This is a genomic window from Nocardia yamanashiensis, from assembly GCF_021183565.1.
Classification (GTDB): domain Bacteria; phylum Actinomycetota; class Actinomycetes; order Mycobacteriales; family Mycobacteriaceae; genus Nocardia; species Nocardia yamanashiensis.
In genome coordinates, this window is record NZ_CP089226.1 from 3,650,032 (window position 1) to 3,666,500 (window position 16,469).

The window sequence follows — 16,469 nt, forward strand, 5'->3', positions numbered from 1 at the left end:
TCGCCCCCGCACCGCGACCGGCGCGAGGGCGAACCGACCTCAGAGGCTCAGGTATTCCTTCAGCTCGTACGGCGTCACCTGGTTGCGGTAGCCCGCCCATTCGCGGCGCTTGTTGCGCAGGAAGAAGTCGAACACGTGCTCGCCCAGGGTCTCGGCGACCAGCTCGGACTTCTCCATGTTCTTCAGCGCCTCGTCGAGGGACGCGGGCAGCTCGCGGAAGCCCATGGCGCGGCGCTCGGCCGACGTCAGCGACCACACGTCGTCCTCGGCCTCCGGCGGCAGCGTGTAGCCCTTCTCGATACCGCGCAGGCCCGCGGCCAGGATCACCGCGAACGCGAGGTACGGGTTGCAGGCCGAATCGGGGCTGCGGACCTCGACGCGGCGCGAGGACGACTTGTTCGGCGTGTACATCGGAACCCGCACCAGCGCGGAACGATTCGAGCGGCCCCACGAGGCGGCGGTCGGCGCTTCACCGCCGTGGATGAGCCGCTTGTAGGAATTGACCCACTGGTTGGTGACGGCGCTGATCTCGTGCGCGTGCTCCAGGATGCCCGCGATGAACGCGCGCGCGGTGCCCGACAGGTTCAGCGGATCGTCCGGATCGGCGAAGGCGTTCTGCTCGCCCTCGAACAGCGACATGTGGGTGTGCATGGCCGAACCGGGGTGATCGGCGAACGGCTTGGGCATGAAGCTGGCCCGCACGCCCTCGTCGATGGCCACTTCCTTGATCAGGTAGCGGAAGGTCATGACGTTGTCGGCCATGGACAGCGCGTCCGCGTAACGCAGATCGATCTCCTGCTGCCCGGGCGCGCCCTCGTGATGCGAGAACTCCACGGAGATACCCATGGACTCCAGCGCGTCGATGGCGTGCCGGCGGAAGTTCGGCGCCTCGTCGTGCACGGCCTGATCGAAGAACCCGCCGTTGTCCACCGGAATCGGGTTGCCGGTGGCGTCCAGCCCGGCGCGGATCAGGAAGAACTCGATCTCCGGGTGCACGTAGCAGCTGAATCCGAGATCGGCCGCCTTGTTCAGCTGCCGCCGCAGCACGTGCCGCGGATCCGCCCAGGACGGCGACCCGTCCGGCATGGCGATATCGCAGAACATGCGCGCGGAATGCTGATGCCCCTTGGAGGTGGACCACGGCAGCACCTGGAAGGTGGAGGGGTCCGGCTTGGCCACCATGTCCGCCTCGGACACCCGGGCAAACCCTTCGATGGCGGACCCGTCGAAGCCGATGCCCTCCTCGAAAGCCCCCTCGAGCTCGGCGGGAGCGATCGCCACCGACTTGAGATAGCCCAGTACATCGGTGAACCAGAGCCGCACGAAGCGAATGTCGCGCTCTTCGAGCGTGCGGAGGACGAATTCCTTCTGACGGTCCATGACCTGGACTGTAGGTGCGCGGAGTTAAATCCGTGTTACATGATTGGCGCGAACTTCAGCATGTAAGACCCGGACTGGGTTCTTTCAGGTCCACGAGGTAGGCGATCACCGGATCGTCGACGCACGCGACGCCCGACAACGACACCGTGTGTTGCGTGCCGCGATAGGTGATGAGCGATCCGCCCAGTTCCCTGGCCAGGTCCACACCCGCCTGATACGGGGTGGCGGGGTCGTCGGTGGTGGAAATCACCACGGTCCTGGGCAGATCGTGAATCGAGAGGGCATGCGGGGTGGAGGTATTGGGCACGGGCCAGACCGCGCACACCTCGAGCGGCGCCGCGCCGGTGCCCTTGCCGTCATCGAGGAACGGGGCGACACGGCGATATTCGGCGTCCTGGCGGGCGGCGACCGCGCGATCGGTGATGGCCGGGTCGTCGACGCAGCGGATGGCGTTGAAGGCGTCGGACTGGTTGTCGTAACTGCCGTCGGTGGCGCGCCCGTTGTAGTTGTCGGCCAGTTGCAGCAGGGTGTCGCCGCGGCCCTCGCGCAGTTCCTTCAGGCCCTGGGTGAGGCGGCCCCACATATTGTTCGAGTACAGCGTCTGTGTCACACCGGTTTTGGCGTCGAGATAGCTCAGGCCGCGCGGGTCCTTGGTCGGGACGATCTTGCCCCAGAGCGGATCCATCAGTTCGCGGTAGCGGGTGACCGATTGCGCCGGATCGGTGCCGAGCGGGCAATCGGCCTGTTTGGCGCAGTCGGCGGCGTAGGCCTCGAACACCTTCTGGAAGCTCGCGGCCTGCAGCACCGATTCCTGGACCGGATCCTGCTGCGGGTTCAGGGCGCCGTCGAGCACCAGGGCGCGCACGTTCTGCGGGAACTTCTCGGCATAGCTGTAGCCCAGGCGTGTGCCGTAGGAGTAGCCGACATAGCTGAGCTTGGGGTCACCGAGCGCGGCCCGGATGACATCCATGTCCTGCACCACTTCCGCGGTGCCGACGTGCGCGAGCAGATCCTTACCGCTGCGCTCGAGGCATTTGCTCGCGTAATCCTTGTTCTCGGCTTCGGAGGCGGCGATTCCGGCGGGCGAATTGTCCTCGGGCGCTTCGGCGCGCTCGGCGTCGTTCTCGGTGGCGGTCAGGCAGGTGATCGCGGGCAGCGAGGCGCCGATGCCGCGCGGGTCGAAACCGATGCGGTCGAACCGTTCCGCGAGCGCGGTGCCCTGGCCCTGCCCGACCATGGACAGCCCGGACACTCCGGGCCCGCCCGGATTGAACAGCAGCGAACCGATCTTCTTACCGCTCGCCTTGACCCGGGACAGGGCGATCTGCGCGGTGGCGCCGTCCGGATTCGCGTAGTCGATGGGAACCGTCACCCGGGTGCACTGCACGACCGGCGGCGCTTCACCGCCGGTGAACTCGTCGCAACTGCCCCAGTCCAGCTGCTGGCCGTAGAACTTCTCCAGCCCCGCCGGGGCCGGTCCGGTCGGATTCCCGTCCACCACGGTGGAACACGCGGCGGCCGTCATCGCCAGCACCGTCGCAAGGAGCGCGGCCCGGCCGGTTCGCATCAACGCCATGCAGGAATGTTGGCATGTGAGGAATTGCATCCTCGAGCGGGGCGTCCGCGATGGCAGACTGAATCCGTCAGCAAAACCCGGGGACCCGATATGGGCCTCGAGGCCACGACGAAAGGGACGATGATGTCCGTATCCGATGCGGAAACCCCTGCTTACGGCGCTGCTCCCGCCGAGAAGAAGCCCAAGCGCAAGGTGCGCGTGCACCATCTGCAGCAGATGAAGGCCGAAGGCGAGCGCTGGTCGATGCTCACCGCGTACGACTATTCGACCGCCCGATTGTTCGAAGAGGCCGGTATCCCGGTCCTGCTGGTCGGCGATTCCGCCGCCAATGTGGTGTACGGCTACGACACCACCGTCCCGATCACCGTCGATGAGCTCATTCCGCTGGTGCGCGGCGTGGTGCGCGGCGCCCCGCACGCCCTGGTGGTGGCGGATCTGCCGTTCGGCACCTACGAGTCCTCGCCCGAGCAGGCCCTCGCGACGGCCGTGCGGTTCATGAAGGAGGGCGGCGCGCACGCGGTCAAGCTGGAGGGCGGCGAGCGGGTGGCCGACACCATCGCCAAGCTGACCGCCGCCGGCATCCCGGTGATGGCGCACATCGGCTTCACCCCGCAGAGCGTGAACACCCTGGGCGGTTTCCGGGTGCAGGGCCGCGGCGACGGCGCCGAGCAGCTCATCGCCGATGCCATCGCGGTGCAGGAGGCCGGGGCCTTCTCGGTCGTGATGGAGATGGTGCCCGCCGAACTGGCCGGCCAGGTGACCCGCAAGCTGACCATTCCGACCATCGGCATCGGCGCGGGCGTGGATTGCGACGCGCAGGTGCTGGTCTGGCAGGACATGGCCGGTTACACCTCCGGCAAGACCGCCAAGTTCGTCAAGCGTTTCGCCGAGGTGGGCGCGCAATTGCGTTCCGCCGCCGCCGATTACGCGGACGAGGTGCGGCGCGGGACCTTCCCCGCCCAGGAGCACAGCTTCTGATCCGCCACACCCCCGACGAGAGTCGATAGCCGATGGCTATCGACTCTCTTTTTCTTGGCCGCCTTCACAGACCCCGGCCAGGTTTTGGTGGCAGACTCGAAGTCCAATGAGCCCGATCGACCAAAGGGATTACATGCACAGCCGTTGGATGAGCAGCCGCCGGCCGGAGTTTTCGAAAGCCCGGCGCGTGCCACTGCTGGCCGCCGCGGTGGCGGCCGTCGCGCTGACCGCCGCCTGCGGGGGGAACTCCACCGACAACACCGGATCGTCACAGCCGCAGGGCTCTTCGACCACCGCACCGGGCAGCAGCTCGGGCAAGCCGACCACCTCCGGCGGCGCGACGAGCAAGCCGAACGGCGGGCAGGTGACGGTGTCCGACGAGGCCGCCAAGAGCCTGTGCGATCTGCTGCGCCCGCAGCTCTCGGACTGGCGGGTACAGGGCCCGACGCTGGGCAAGATCGCGCTCAACGCGACCGCGCACGAGTGGGCGCTGAAGAACGGCGGCATCAATATCCAGATGCTGGGCGACAAGGACGTGCTCGATCGCGTCACCCAGGCGAACTGCTCGGACGTGCGCGATCAGGCGCTGTCGGCATTGCAGATCCAGAGCCTGGCGCAGGGCGTGATCGGCTGATGCGAACCCTGTACCCGCCGATCGAACCTCATGAGCAGGGCGTGCTGGAGGTCGGGGACGGCCAGGGCATCTACTGGGAGGTCAGCGGTAATCCCGAGGGCAAGCCGGTGGTGTTCCTGCACGGTGGGCCGGGCGGCGGGACCGCGCCGTTCCACCGGCAGTTCTTCGATCCGCAGGCGTACCGGATCGTGCTGTTCGATCAGCGCGGGTGCGGGAAGTCGGTGCCGCACATCGCCGACGGAGCGAGCCTCGAGACCAACACCACCTGGCATCTGGTGGCCGATATCGAAAGGCTGCGAACGCATCTGGGCGTGGAGGCCTGGCAGGTGTTCGGCGGTTCCTGGGGTTCGACGCTGGCGCTGGCCTACGCGCAGACCCATCCGGAACGGGTGACCGAACTGGTGCTGCGCGGGATTTTCCTGTTGCGGCGCAAGGAAATCGATTGGTATTACAATGGTGCCGCGGGGTTCGTGTACCCCGATGAGTGGGAGAAGTTCCTGGCGCCGGTGCCGGTGGCCGAACGCGGCGGCGACATGATCCAGATCTATCACCGGCTGCTGCACTCCCCCGACGCAAAGCTCGCCACCGACGCGGCCGTCGCGTGGTCCACCTGGGAGGGCGCCACGAGTTCCCTCATGCCCCAACCGGATCGAGTCGCCGAAACCGCCGATCCGCGGTTCGCGCTGGCGTTCGCCACCATCGAGAACCACTACTTCCATAACTTCGGGTTCCTCGACGAGGGACAGCTGCTGCGCGATATCGACCGCATCGCGCATATTCCCGGGGTCATCGTGCAGGGCCGCCACGACATGGTGTGCCCGGCCGTCAGCGCCTGGGATCTGCATCGGGCCTGGCCGAATTCGGAACTGCACCTGGTGCCCGATGCCGGTCACGCCGCCGCCGAACCAGGCATCACCCACCATCTGGTGGAAGCCACGGACAAGTACAGGAATTAGATGAGCACCACAGCCGGTCCCGCCCTGGTCGAAGCCCTCGCCTCCGACGTGGACCGGCTGTGTGAAGCCGAACCCGCTGTGCGGCAGGATCTTCCGGATTCGGTGCACAGCATGCGGGTCGCCACCCGGCGGCTGCGCAGCGTGCTCAAGTCCTATCGCCGGATCCTGCGGCGCAAGGCGATCGGCGAGACCACCGACGAATTGCGGTGGCTGGCCGGGCTGCTCGGGGTGGCGCGCGATGCCGAGGTGCGGGCGCAGCGGTTCGCGGCGCTGCTGGGCGAACAGGCCACCGCCTTCGACGGCGAGACCGTGCCGCTGGGCGAGAAGTCCACGCCCGAAAAGGATTTCGGCGCGGAACTGGTGGCGGCCGAGCGCCGCTTCTACGCCGGGGCGCATCGCGCGGTGGTGGACGCCTTCGACAGCCGCCGCTACCACCTGATCACCGCACGACTGCACGCGCTCGTCTCGGATCCGCCGCTGCGGGCCGGTCACGCCGAGCAGCCCGCGGCGGACGTCTTCGCCGCGGTGCTGCGCTCGGACTTCCGGGACCTGCGGCGGCTGGTGCGCAACGAACCCCCGCCGGGCGCTCCGGACCGCATCGACCATCTGCACGAGATCCGCAAGGCCGCAAAGCGTTTGCGCTATTCGGCGGAGGCGGCGGTGGCGGTGCTTGGCGATCCGGCCGCCCAGCTGGCGCGCAATGCCAAGAAGCTCCAGGGCGTGCTGGGCGATCATCGCGATGCCGTGGAAGCCTTGGAAACCCTGCGCACCCATGCCGAGCACACCGACGAATCCGGTTTCCAGCGCATGTGCGATGCCGAAGAGGCCGCGGCGGCCAAAGCCCTGGAGCAGTACCCGGCCGCCATCGAATTCCTGCGGCACCACCCGCTCACGGCCGCCTAGTTCAGCTGTGCGCGTTCGCCGTTCGGCGCCGGCGTCAGGTGCACCACGGGTTCGTCCTTGTGCGCGGGCATGATCCGGTCGATCCAGGCCAGCATGACCGCCGACACCACGAAAGTCAGGTGGATGACGACCGGCCACAGGTAGCGGCCGCTGTGCATGCCCGGATCGGCGTCCTGGGTGATGGCGATGAAGGACTTGAGCAGGTGGATCGAGGAGATGCCGACAATCGACATGGCCAGCTTCACCTTGATCACGTTCACGTTCACGTGCTCGAGCCATTCCGGCTGATCCGGATGCCCGTCGATGCGCAGCCGCGATACGAACGTCTCGTAACCGCCCACGATCACCATAATCAGCAGGTTGGAGATCATGACCACGTCGATCAGGCCCAGCACCGCGAGCATGATGGTGGTCTCGGCATTGCCGTGCTCGAACAGCCCGGTCACCAGCACCCACAGCTCGCGCAGGAACTGCCAGACGTACACCGCCTGCGCGACAATGAGTCCCAGGTACAGCGGCAGCTGCAGCCAGCGGCTCAGGAAGATGAAATAGCCGATGCCGCGCGGCTGCGCGGGTACGGCGTGGGAATGCGGAAATGCCATGGGCTCAATGAAGCACGGCGGAAATCACGCGGGCATCAGTCGCGGATCACGGGCCGTCGCGCCGGGCCGTCACATATCCGGAAATGATGTCGACCTGATCCGAAGCTGACCGGGCCGCTGTTGAATTCGGCCCGTGCAACACGCAATGCAGAAGAAGCGCGGCGGACCGTTCTGGACGGTCGTGCTCGTCGTGGTGACCATTGCCGGTCTGGTCGTGGCCCTGTCCACCTACTCCGTCGGCCGCTCCCGGTCCGAGACCGGCCATCTCTTCGGGAACACCGCGACCGAGGACCGGGTGGATCTGGGCATCTGGATCGGCAAGATCGATCCGGCCACCCAGACCGCGACCGTCGAGGTGCTGGCGCAGCCGCGCGGCGCGCTGGCCGACAAGTCCGGGTTCTTCACCAAGGACGCGCTCGTCTACACCTCGGCGCTCAAGGCCGATCCGATCAAAATCAAAGCGGGCGAGCCGATCTCGGCGGCCGAGGTGAAAGTGGTCGTCGAAGGCACCATCACCGACTACCCGTTCGATTCCTACCAGGCGCTCCTGGCCTTCGACGTGTACAGCGACGACCAGCGGCTCCCCGTCGCCGCCACCGTCACCAGCGGCGACACCCTGTTCGAGCTGGCGGAAAGCCCCCAGCCCGGCGTGGAGGCGGGCATCGACATCACCGTGCACGCCACCCGGTCGCTGCCCACGCTGGTGTTCGCGCTCTTCATCATGATGCTCATGCTGGGGCTGGCGCTGGCCGCCGCGACCGCCTGCTTCTACGTGCTGAAGGGCCGGCGCGGGCTGATGTTCCCGGCCTGCTCGATGATGGGCGCGCTGCTGTTCGCGCTGGTGCCGTTGCGCAATGCGGTGCCGGGGAGTCCACCCATCGGTTCGGTCATCGACTTCGCGTCGTTCTTCCTGGCCGAGGGGATCATCTCGGCGGCGCTGGTGGGTTCGGTGGTGATCGGCTACCGGGTGGAGGTGGCCAAGGAGCGAGAAGAGGAACGCAAGCGGGCGCAGGCCGACCTGGAGCGGCAGCAGGCGATGCGGCAGCAGCAGTACGGCGATCCGTACCGGATGCCGACGCACCGGTAGGGACGCTACGCGGATTCCCCGTCCGGATAGGCGAAGGTGACGGTGCGGGTCGCCGGATCCGACACCGCCAGCACGACTTTCACGTGCTGACCCTCCGGCGGATTACCGGTGCATTTGGCCAGCACCGGCGGATCGGCGATGAAGATCTCGGCCGGGCGGCTGCCATTGGCTTCGCGCACCACGATGGCGTCGAACCCGGTGTGCAGGCGCGGGGCGAGCACGGTCGCCTCGGTTAGGTCGATACAGGCGCGTTCCACCTTGTTCGCGACGGCGTCGGTGCGCCGCATGGATTCGGTCACCGGGGCCAGGCCCTCGCGAACCCATTGCGGGACCGGGGTGTTCGCGCAGTGCGCCAGGCAGATCTCGGTGGCGTAGCGATCGGCCAGGCGGCGCAGCGGGGCGGTCACGTGCGCGTACGGCGCGCCGATCCCGCTGTGCTGCACGGTGTCCGGGGCCTGACCGTTGAGGATGGTGTAGCTCGCGCCGCGCAGCAGGCCGGTGGCTTCGGACATGAGCACCAGCGCGGGCGGGGTATTGGGATCCAGGCCCGCCAGCATGCGCCCGGCGGAGACGTCGGCGGGCCAGGCCACCCCGACCGCGGCGGCCGTGCGGCGCATGGATTCGATGGCGGCGGCGGGCGGCGGCGGCATGGTGCGCAGCAGGCCGACATGCTCCTCGCCCGTGCCGTCGAGCATGATTCGCGCCGCGCACATGCCGGTGAGCAGCGATACCTGCTCGTTCCAGTCGTCGGCGGCGGTGCGCGGTTCCAGCACCAGCTGCCAGTGATCGACCCCGCCGGAACCGTTCTCGTCGCGGATCACGCTCTGCGAGGGCAGGCGCAGATTGATCGCCCCGCGCGCCAATCCGGATTCGATACGCAGCCGCCCGAATTCGGGCAGAGCGGCAATGGAGGGATGCAGCCGCCCGGCCTCCGCGTCGGCCTGCACCCCCGCGTAATCGAGCCGCGCCCGGGAACGCACCAGGGCGCGCGTCACCGCATACGTACGCGGTTCGGCCCGCTCGTCCAATTCGATGGTCCACAATGCGGCGGGCCGATCCACTTCGGGCAGCAGGCTGGCGCGATCCTCGGACAGCACGTGCGGATGCAGCGGCACCGTGCCGTCGGGAAAGTAGAAAGTCTGTCCGCGGACCAGGGATTCGCGTGCGAGTGCGCCATCGGTTTTCACGAAGGCGGCGACATCGGCGATCGCGTAATGCAACCGGAAGCCGTCGGGGGTTTTCTCCAGATGCAGCGCCTGGTCCAGATCCATGGCGCCGGGGGGATCGATGGTGACCAGCGGAATATCACGCCGATCGAGCCGAGCGCCCGCGAACTCGTCCACCGCGTCGCGGGCCTCGGAGACCGCCCCGGAGGGATAGTCCGGGGCGAGTCCGAATTCGGTTCGGACGGCGCCGAAATCGACCGGCGCCGAAACGATCCGCTGATGTAGTTCCACGAGTGGAAGCTACTCCTACTGCAGCGCCAGCATGGTGCCGTTCAACGTGTCGAACGGACCATAGACGGTGAAGACGACCCGGCCCTCGGGGTACTGCGACGACAACGCCGCCGCGGAATCCAGCGCCTGTCCGAACGAGGCGGCCGAGGCGTGCGGCAGACCCGCGATCGCCTGCCCGATGTGGGAATTCGCCACCCACTGGGTGTCCGCCGGGGTGAGATCGACCTGCACCCCACCCGGCAGCGGGGTCACCGAGAACGCCGAAGCGGAACCGGCACCCAGCACAACGGAAGCAGCAGCGGCGAGGAGCGCACCCGCTGCCAACTTGCGAGCAATTCGCATTTAGACGAGACCTGCTTTCCGACGATTGTTGAAGCCCTTCGCCCGTTGCCCGTGCGCAACGGAACTTTCCAACGCGCAACACTTTATGACGCCGATCACGTTCGGGGCTAGTTCCGAGTAGATCGCCAGCTCGACACGCCGTGCCGCGCCGATACACGCCAAGTGACGCGCCGCTATTGTCATCCAACCCGGCGGTCTGCGCACACCGGGACGCGAGCGGTGTCGGTCACGCCGCCCGGAATGGCGATAGCTGCTGGTACTACGGTGATGCGTGACCGCTATCGATCGCGCAGGCCGCCCGGGAGCGCGGCGGACAGGAATTTGAGCAGATAGGCGATGGCGAAAAGCACCAGTACCGCCAGGGGCTGGATCAGCAGGGACATCGTCCCGTCCTCATCTTTCGTCGGACTGTTCTTCTTCGAGGGGCGCGGCGGCGGCGCCGGCGTCGCGCGGGTTGTCCAGGAAACGCAGTAGTTCCACCGGGAACGGCAGCACCAGCGTCGAATTCTTTTCCGCCGCAACCTGGACCACGGTTTCCAGGAAGCGCAATTGCAGCGCGGCCGGGGCTTCGGCCATACGCGCGCCCGCCTCGGCGAGCTTCTCCGAGGCCTGGAGTTCGCCTTCGGCTGAGATGACGCGGGCGCGGCGTTCGCGTTCGGCTTCGGCCTGCCGCGACATGGAGCGCTTCATCGAATCCGGTAGCGCCACATCCTTGATCTCGACCCGGTCGATGTGCACGCCCCAGCCGAGTGCGGGGCTGTCGATCATCAATTCCAGGCCCTTGTTGAGCTGTTCGCGATTGGAGAGCAGATCGTCGAGTTCGCTCTTGCCGATGACGGAGCGCAACGAGGTCTGCGCGACCTGACCGACGGCGAACAGATAGTTCTCCACCTCCACCACGGCGCGCACCGGATCGATCACCCGGAAATACACCACGGCGTCCACCCGGACGGTCACATTGTCGCGGGTGATGCCTTCCTGCGCGGGCACCGGCATGGTGACGACCTGCATGGAGACTTTCTCCATCCGGTCCACGCCGGGAATCAGCATGCGCAGTCCCGGATCACGCACGGCGCGCACCCGGCCGAGCCGGAATACCAGTCCGCGTTCGTATTGGGCGACCACCCGAATCGAAGCCAATGTCACCACGCCGGCCGTGACGACGAGAACCGCCAGGACGGCGAGAAGGGCAAACAGAACGTCCATTGTTCGCTCCGCGAATATGCTGCGGCGCCACGGACATCCGTCCATGACCGATATCCATTCTGGCACCGCGGCACCCCCGTGGACAGGGGGCGGACGAGTCGGTCTGTAAGCCGGATCCTGTCCCCGGCCTTCCGGCCGGGTGACGGTCATCCATCTGGACACACCGTTGCCGGGTGCCTCGAGCAGTCCACCCGCAGGCTCGGGCGAGCAGCCCTCGAACGCCTGCGCAGCCGCACTCTCGCGAGTGCGGCCTTCGACCTTGCTCCGGGCGGGGTTTACCTAGCCGCGCCGGTCACCCGGCGCGCTGGTGCGCTCTTACCGCACCGTTTCACCCTTACCCACACATGGCGTGTGGGCGGTTTGTTTTCTGTGGCACTGTCCCGCGGGTCGCCCCGGGTTGCCGTTAGCAACCGCCCTGCTCTGCGGAGTCCGGACTTTCCTCGGCGACGGGCAGCGGTACAGCCGTACCCGTTCCCATCGCCGCGACCGCCCGACCGACTCGTCCGCGGCCACCAAGGTACCGTAATGGGCCATGGAGCGTGTCGAGGTGGGGTTCTCTTCGGGTGGCGAGCAGTGCGCGGGCTGGCTGTATCTCCCGGATGGACCGGCTCGCCCGCGGCCGTTGGTGGTCATGGGGCACGGGCTGGGGGCGGACCGGGAAATGGGGTTGGATCGCTATGCGCGGCGCTTCGCGGCGGCGGGCATGGCGGCGCTGGTCTTCGACTACCGGCATTTCGGGGCCAGTACGGGCGAACCCCGGCAGTTGATCCATATCGGGCGGCAGCGCGAGGACTGGCATGCCGCGATCGCGTACGCGCGCACCGTGCGGGGCATCGACGCCACTCGAATCGCGCTGTGGGGCAGTTCGTTCGGCGGCGGGCACGTGCTGTCGGTGGCGCCGGACGATCACTACATCGCCGCGGTGGTGGCGCAGTGCCCGTTCACCAGCGGGTGGTCCTCGGCCATGGCGAAGGGGCCGATCAGCCTCACCAAGACCGGGGCTATCGCCTTGACCGACAAGGTGTTCGGGTCGCTGTTCGGGCGGCCGATCCAGGCGCGGCTGGCGGGCAAGAAGCACTCCTCGGCGTTGATGAGCGCCGCTGACGTGCCCGACGGATTCGGCCGTCTCGCAGAGGAATCCAGCCAGTATCGGCCGAAAGTGCCTGCCCGCATCGGATTGTCGGCGCTGTTCGACGCTCCCGCGCGCCGGGTCAAGGACATCAAGGCGCCGGTCTTCTACGCCGTGTGCGATCAGGACTCGGTCGCGCCCGCCGGCCCCACATTGAAGGCCGCCGAGCGCACCAAGCACGCGACGGTGCGCCGCTACCCGATCGGGCATTTCGACATCTATTTCGACGACTGGTTCGAGAAAGCCGTCTACGACCAGATCGAGTTCCTCACCGCAACTCTGCGTCCCTGAAATTCACAGGTACGAGGTGTCGTTGACCAGTCGCACCGAGGAACCGCCGTCCGGGTAGAACTCGGCGATGGACAGCGACGCCAGATCCAGGTGCAGGCGGTACAGCAGCGACGGGCCGACACCCAAAGCGAGCTGCAACAGGGTCTTGATCGGCGTCACATGGCTCACCACAAGCACATTCGCGCCCGGGTACAGCGCCACCAGATCGCGCCGTACACCCTCGATCCGCTCCCGCACCTGATCGAAGCTCTCCCCACCCGGCGCGGGCAGCGACGGATCGCCCAGCCATCGCGAATGCAGCTCCGGATCCTGCTGCTGCGCCTCGGCGAACGTAAGCCCTTCCCACGCACCGAAATCCGTCTCGATCAGCCCGTCGAGCACCCGCACCGGCACTCCCAGCGCCCGCCCGGCCGCCTCCGCCGTCTCCCGCGCCCGCCCCAGCGGCGAGCACACGATCGCCGCGATATCCCCCTTGGCCGCAAGGTTTTCCGCCGCCCGCGCCGCCTGCTGCCGCCCGAGCTCGGTCAACGGCGGATTCCCGCGCCCCGAATACCGCCGCTGCACCGACAATTCCGTCTGCCCGTGGCGTAGCAGCAGCAGCCGCGTCGGCCGCCCGATCGCCCCGGTCCAGCCGGGTGCGGAAGTGGTGGACACGGCCGCGGCACCCGGGCCTTCGGTGGCAACCGGATTCGAGGTGGCCGCGCCGACCACCGGATCCTCGCTCGGCAATGGCGACGCCGACGCACCAGCCGGAGTGGCCGACTCCACACGGAGACCGTCAACCCGGGACATCGCATCGGCCGACGTGGTCTCCTCCGCGTGCAGGGCGTCGCGGACCTCCCCGACCACTCCGGCATCGTCCATGGCTTCGTTCGCGAGCCGGTCGGCGTGTGAATTCTGTTTGCGGGGAATCCATTCGAAGGTGACGCGGTCGAAGCCGGCGACCAGCTGCCGGGCGCGTTCCGCTAGGGGGATCATGGCCGGGTGTTTGACCTGCCAGCGGCCGGACATCTGCTCGACGACCAGTTTGGAGTCCATGCGGGCCGCGACTTCGCGGGCGCCGAGTTCGGCGGCGGCTTCCAAACCCGCGATCAGGCCGCGGTATTCGGCGACATTGTTGGTGGCGACGCCGAGGAATTCCTTGCGTTCGGCCAGCACCGCGAGCCGTCCGGCATCCCACACCACCGCGCCGTACCCGGCGGGCCCCGGATTGCCGCGCGATCCGCCGTCGGCTTCGACGATCACCTTGTCCACCGCAGTTACCCTCCAGACATGGAAAACGGCCCGCGGTCGCGGGCCGTCACGTTTCCGGCAATGCCCGCTCAGCGCGCGGGCGGCACTCAGAGCCCCGACTGCTTGGTGCGCACCAGGATCGCACTGCATTCGGGGCAGCGCACCACCACGTCGGGCGCGGTCTGGGTGATGCGGGAGATCTCCCCGCGATCGAGTTCGATGCGGCAGGCGCCGCAGCGGCGGGCCTGCAAAAGCGCCGCGCCCACACCGTAATTGGTGCGCTGCTTGTCGTAGGTGGCGAGCAGGTCGGCCGGGAACAGGCGGGTCAGCGCCTCCCGGTCGGAGACGCAACGCTGCTGTGCCACATCGAGATCGGCGACCGCGGCGTCGCGACGCCGTTCGGCATCGACCAGATCGGTTTCGGCGCGGTCGAGGTTCGCGCCCGCGTGATCGTGGTCGGCGGCCGCGGCCTCGCGCCGCTCCATCACCTCGATCAGATCGTCTTCCAGCACCTTGCGGCGGCGCTCCAGGCTGGCCAGTTCGTGCTGGAGTTCCGAGAGCTGCTTGGCGTTGACCGTACCGGCGGTGAGCAGGCCGCGGTCGCGCTCCTCGCGCTTGCGCACCGCGTCGATCTCGCCTTCCAGCTTGCGGATATCGCGATCCAGATCGTCGATCAGGATCTCGACCTTGACCGCGGCGTCCTTGCGCGTGGTCCGCTCCGCTTCCAGGTCCGTCACCTGCTGCTGCTCCGGCAGCACCTTCCGGCGATGCTCGATCCGCGTCAACTCGGCGTCGACAGCGGCGAGGTCGAGCAGCTTGGCCTGGATCGATGGTTCGGCATTCAACGCGGAAGGTCTCCTGGACGCTATGGACGGTTCAAGACTCCCACCGTACCCGCCTCCGCGCCCCCGATTGCCCAACCCCGGCACAACCAGCGGTTTTACTCACAATCCCGCCCTCGGCCGCCGAATTTCCCGGGCTTTCCCCCGCCGCCGTATGGGATGGTCGGACCATGGCTGAACATGTCTACGAGGTCTCGGTCACCTGGTCCGGCGCGACCACCGGCTATCGCGACTACTCCCGCAACCACCTGCTGCTGACCGCGGGCCCACCCCCCATCGAGGCCAGCGCCGACCCGGTGGTCGGCCGCGGCGACGGCGCCCGCTGGAACCCCGAACAGCTCCTTGTCGCCTCCCTCGCCGACTGCCACATGCTCTGGTACCTGCACCTGTGCGTCGACGCGGGCGTAGTGGTCACCGACTACCGCGACGACGCGGTGGGCGTCATGGACAACATCCGCTTCCAGCACGTCACCCTCCGCCCACGGGTCACGGTCACCGAGGCGAGCATGGTCGCCCCCGCCGAGCAACTGCACGCCGAGGCACACAAGAAGTGCTTCATCGCCAACTCCGTCAACTTCCCGGTCGGGCACGAGCCGGTGATCGTGGTCGGCTAGGGGTGGTGGGCTTTTGCTCCACTTTCCTGCGAATTCGTCGGGTTTCTGCCGAATCCTGCCGATAGTGGAGCAAAAAGCTCATCAACAGTCCGCGGCGCCGATGGTCCACGGGTCGGTGCGCAGCGCGGACACGCGGGTGTCGATGCCGGGGAGGGCGGTGCGCACCACCCCTTCCGCCTGTGCGCACCAAGGGAATTCGGTGGCCCAGTGGGCGGCGTCGATCAAAGCGGGGCCGCCGGCGCGGAGGTGTTCGTCGGCGGGGTGGTGGCGCAGGTCGGAGGTGACGTAGGCGTCGACGCCCAGGCGGGCGACCTTGCCGAGGTAGGAGTCGCCGGCGCCGCCGCAGACCGCGACGGTCTGGATGATGCGGTCGGGGTCGCCTGCCGCGCGGACGCCCCAGGTGGTGGTGGGCAGGCCCTTGCGGACTCGGGCGGTGAACTCGCGCAAGGTTTCCGGGGCGGGGAGTTCGCCGACTCGGCCGATGCCGAGGGTGGAGGGCAGTGGGGCGGGTTCGGTGACGTGGTAGGCGGGGACCTCGTAGGGGTGGGACTCGCGCAGGGCGGTGAGGACCGCGGCGCGGCGGGACGGCGGGGCGACCAGTTCGATGCGGTCTTCGTCGAGTTGCCGCAGTTCGCCGACCGTGCCGAGGGCCGGGTTCGAGCCGTCCAGGGGGCGGTATTGCCCGGTGCCGGATACCTGCCACGAGCTGTCGGAGTAGTTGGCGGCCGATCCGGCGCCGGCGGCGAACAGTGCGGTGAGCACCGTCTCGGTGTGGGTGCGCGGTACCAGCACCACCCAATTGTCCAGCGCGGCCAGGGGTTTGGGGTCCAGGGGGCCGGTGACGGTCAGGCCGATGGCGTGCGCGAGCGCGTCGGAGACGCCGGGGTCGGCGGAATCGGCATTGGTGTGCGCGGTGAACAGCGCGCACCCGGACCGGATCAGCTTGTGCAGCAACGCACCCTTGGGCGTGGACGCGGCGACGGTATCGACTCCGCGCAGCAGCAGCGGGTGATGCACCACCAATGCCTGTGCGCCCCAGCTGATCGCCTCGTCCACCACGGCGGGCGTGGCATCGACCGCGAACAGCACCTTCGACACCGCGTCACCCGGATCGCCGGCCACCAGGCCGACCGAGTCCCACGACTCGGCCAGCCGCGGCGGATACGCCGCGTCCAGCGCCGAGATCAGTTCCGCCAACCGCACCGTCACCGAGCCTCCTCCACAGTGTCGACGGCACCG

General features: G+C 68.0%; 16 protein-coding genes and 1 other RNA gene. 7 read left to right on the forward strand and 10 right to left on the reverse strand.

Annotated elements, in window-relative coordinates:
- Positions 1-39: 39 nt before the first annotated feature.
- Both LTV02_RS17545 and LTV02_RS17550 read right to left on the reverse strand, forming a co-directional pair.
- Entirely contained in the window at positions 40-1,380 is a 1,341-nt protein-coding gene (locus LTV02_RS17545; RefSeq protein WP_067719168.1) for a glutamine synthetase family protein, read from the reverse strand.
- Between the two features lie 55 nt (positions 1,381-1,435).
- Positions 1,436-2,956 carry an alpha/beta hydrolase gene (locus LTV02_RS17550; protein ID WP_233041005.1) on the reverse strand — a complete coding sequence of 507 codons (1,521 nt, stop codon included), beginning with the start codon at positions 2,954-2,956 and terminating at the stop codon, positions 1,436-1,438.
- A 123-nt stretch (positions 2,957-3,079) separates the two neighbouring features.
- On the opposite strand from LTV02_RS17550, the gene panB reads away from it, so the two are divergent.
- The 4 genes from panB to LTV02_RS17570 all read left to right on the forward strand — a co-directional run bounded on the left by panB (position 3,080) and on the right by LTV02_RS17570 (position 6,427).
- Positions 3,080-3,934 (forward strand): 3-methyl-2-oxobutanoate hydroxymethyltransferase, encoded by an 855-nt coding sequence (gene panB, locus LTV02_RS17555; protein WP_233041006.1) that lies wholly within the window; start codon positions 3,080-3,082, stop codon positions 3,932-3,934.
- A 148-nt stretch (positions 3,935-4,082) separates the two neighbouring features.
- Positions 4,083-4,568: a hypothetical protein gene (locus LTV02_RS17560; protein WP_233041007.1), complete on the forward strand. Its 486-nt coding sequence runs from the start codon at positions 4,083-4,085 to the stop codon at positions 4,566-4,568.
- Positions 4,568-5,524 carry a prolyl aminopeptidase gene (gene pip / locus LTV02_RS17565; protein WP_233041008.1) on the forward strand — a complete coding sequence of 319 codons (957 nt, stop codon included), beginning with the start codon at positions 4,568-4,570 and terminating at the stop codon, positions 5,522-5,524. Before LTV02_RS17560 ends, pip begins: the two co-directional genes overlap by 1 nt.
- Positions 5,525-6,427 (forward strand): CHAD domain-containing protein, encoded by a 903-nt coding sequence (locus LTV02_RS17570; RefSeq protein WP_233041009.1) that lies wholly within the window; start codon positions 5,525-5,527, stop codon positions 6,425-6,427.
- Here LTV02_RS17570 and LTV02_RS17575 read toward each other — a convergent pair.
- A complete protein-coding gene (locus LTV02_RS17575; protein WP_233041010.1) occupies positions 6,424-7,029 on the reverse strand; it encodes a TIGR00645 family protein in 606 nt (201 codons plus the stop codon). The genes LTV02_RS17570 and LTV02_RS17575 overlap by 4 nt on opposite strands.
- 133 nt (positions 7,030-7,162) lie before the next feature.
- Between LTV02_RS17575 and LTV02_RS17580 the strand changes: the two genes are divergently transcribed.
- Positions 7,163-8,116: a DUF4436 family protein gene (locus tag LTV02_RS17580; RefSeq protein ID WP_233041011.1), complete on the forward strand. Its 954-nt coding sequence runs from the start codon at positions 7,163-7,165 to the stop codon at positions 8,114-8,116.
- 5 nt (positions 8,117-8,121) lie between these two features.
- Here the strand turns inward: LTV02_RS17580 and LTV02_RS17585 are convergent, their stop codons facing one another.
- The 4 genes from LTV02_RS17585 to rnpB form a co-directional block, all read right to left on the reverse strand.
- A complete protein-coding gene (locus LTV02_RS17585; protein WP_233041012.1) occupies positions 8,122-9,573 on the reverse strand; it encodes an RNB domain-containing ribonuclease in 1,452 nt (483 codons plus the stop codon).
- Positions 9,574-9,588: 15 nt separating this feature from the next.
- Positions 9,589-9,915: a hypothetical protein gene (locus LTV02_RS17590; RefSeq protein WP_067719190.1), complete on the reverse strand. Its 327-nt coding sequence runs from the start codon at positions 9,913-9,915 to the stop codon at positions 9,589-9,591.
- Between the two features lie 393 nt (positions 9,916-10,308).
- Positions 10,309-11,121 carry a slipin family protein gene (locus LTV02_RS17595; RefSeq protein ID WP_233041013.1) on the reverse strand — a complete coding sequence of 271 codons (813 nt, stop codon included), beginning with the start codon at positions 11,119-11,121 and terminating at the stop codon, positions 10,309-10,311.
- Between the two features lie 90 nt (positions 11,122-11,211).
- An RNA gene (rnpB, locus tag LTV02_RS17600) (RNase P RNA component class A) lies at positions 11,212-11,623 on the reverse strand.
- A 30-nt stretch (positions 11,624-11,653) separates the two neighbouring features.
- Between rnpB and LTV02_RS17605 the strand changes: the two genes are divergently transcribed.
- Positions 11,654-12,541: an alpha/beta hydrolase gene (locus LTV02_RS17605; protein ID WP_233041014.1), complete on the forward strand. Its 888-nt coding sequence runs from the start codon at positions 11,654-11,656 to the stop codon at positions 12,539-12,541.
- Between the two features lie 3 nt (positions 12,542-12,544).
- Here LTV02_RS17605 and LTV02_RS17610 read toward each other — a convergent pair whose 3' ends face one another.
- Both LTV02_RS17610 and LTV02_RS17615 read right to left on the reverse strand, forming a co-directional pair.
- On the reverse strand, positions 12,545-13,795 hold the full coding sequence (locus LTV02_RS17610; protein WP_233041015.1) for a bifunctional RNase H/acid phosphatase: 1,251 nt from the start codon (positions 13,793-13,795) through the stop codon (positions 12,545-12,547).
- Between the two features lie 86 nt (positions 13,796-13,881).
- Entirely contained in the window at positions 13,882-14,619 is a 738-nt protein-coding gene (locus LTV02_RS17615) for a zinc ribbon domain-containing protein (RefSeq protein WP_067719201.1), read from the reverse strand.
- A 167-nt stretch (positions 14,620-14,786) separates the two neighbouring features.
- Here LTV02_RS17615 and LTV02_RS17620 point away from each other — a divergent pair, with 167 nt between their 5' ends.
- On the forward strand, positions 14,787-15,230 hold the full coding sequence (locus LTV02_RS17620) for an OsmC family protein (protein ID WP_233041016.1): 444 nt from the start codon (positions 14,787-14,789) through the stop codon (positions 15,228-15,230).
- 81 nt (positions 15,231-15,311) lie between these two features.
- Here LTV02_RS17620 and LTV02_RS17625 read toward each other — a convergent pair whose 3' ends face one another.
- Positions 15,312-16,439, reverse strand: a complete 1,128-nt coding sequence (locus LTV02_RS17625) for a Nif3-like dinuclear metal center hexameric protein (RefSeq protein WP_233041017.1) — start codon at positions 16,437-16,439, stop codon at positions 15,312-15,314.
- Between the last annotated feature and the right edge of the window lie 30 nt (positions 16,440-16,469).

Excerpts from the sequence above, each read along its gene's own strand:
- panB (WP_233041006.1), top strand. The coding sequence starts at position 3,080 with ATGTCCGTATCCGATGCGGAAACCCCTGCTTACGGCGCTGCTCCCGCC.
- pip (WP_233041008.1), top strand. The coding sequence starts at position 4,568 with ATGCGAACCCTGTACCCGCCGATCGAACCTCATGAGCAGGGCGTGCTG.
- LTV02_RS17620 (WP_233041016.1), top strand. The coding sequence starts at position 14,787 with ATGGCTGAACATGTCTACGAGGTCTCGGTCACCTGGTCCGGCGCGACC.
- LTV02_RS17545 (WP_067719168.1), bottom strand. The coding sequence starts at position 1,380 with ATGGACCGTCAGAAGGAATTCGTCCTCCGCACGCTCGAAGAGCGCGAC.
- LTV02_RS17590 (WP_067719190.1), bottom strand. The coding sequence starts at position 9,915 with ATGCGAATTGCTCGCAAGTTGGCAGCGGGTGCGCTCCTCGCCGCTGCT.
- LTV02_RS17595 (WP_233041013.1), bottom strand. The coding sequence starts at position 11,121 with ATGGACGTTCTGTTTGCCCTTCTCGCCGTCCTGGCGGTTCTCGTCGTC.
- LTV02_RS17605 (WP_233041014.1), top strand. The coding sequence starts at position 11,654 with ATGGAGCGTGTCGAGGTGGGGTTCTCTTCGGGTGGCGAGCAGTGCGCG.
- LTV02_RS17570 (WP_233041009.1), top strand. The coding sequence starts at position 5,525 with ATGAGCACCACAGCCGGTCCCGCCCTGGTCGAAGCCCTCGCCTCCGAC.
- LTV02_RS17575 (WP_233041010.1), bottom strand. The coding sequence starts at position 7,029 with ATGGCATTTCCGCATTCCCACGCCGTACCCGCGCAGCCGCGCGGCATC.
- LTV02_RS17560 (WP_233041007.1), top strand. The coding sequence starts at position 4,083 with ATGAGCAGCCGCCGGCCGGAGTTTTCGAAAGCCCGGCGCGTGCCACTG.
- LTV02_RS17550 (WP_233041005.1), bottom strand. The coding sequence starts at position 2,956 with ATGGCGTTGATGCGAACCGGCCGGGCCGCGCTCCTTGCGACGGTGCTG.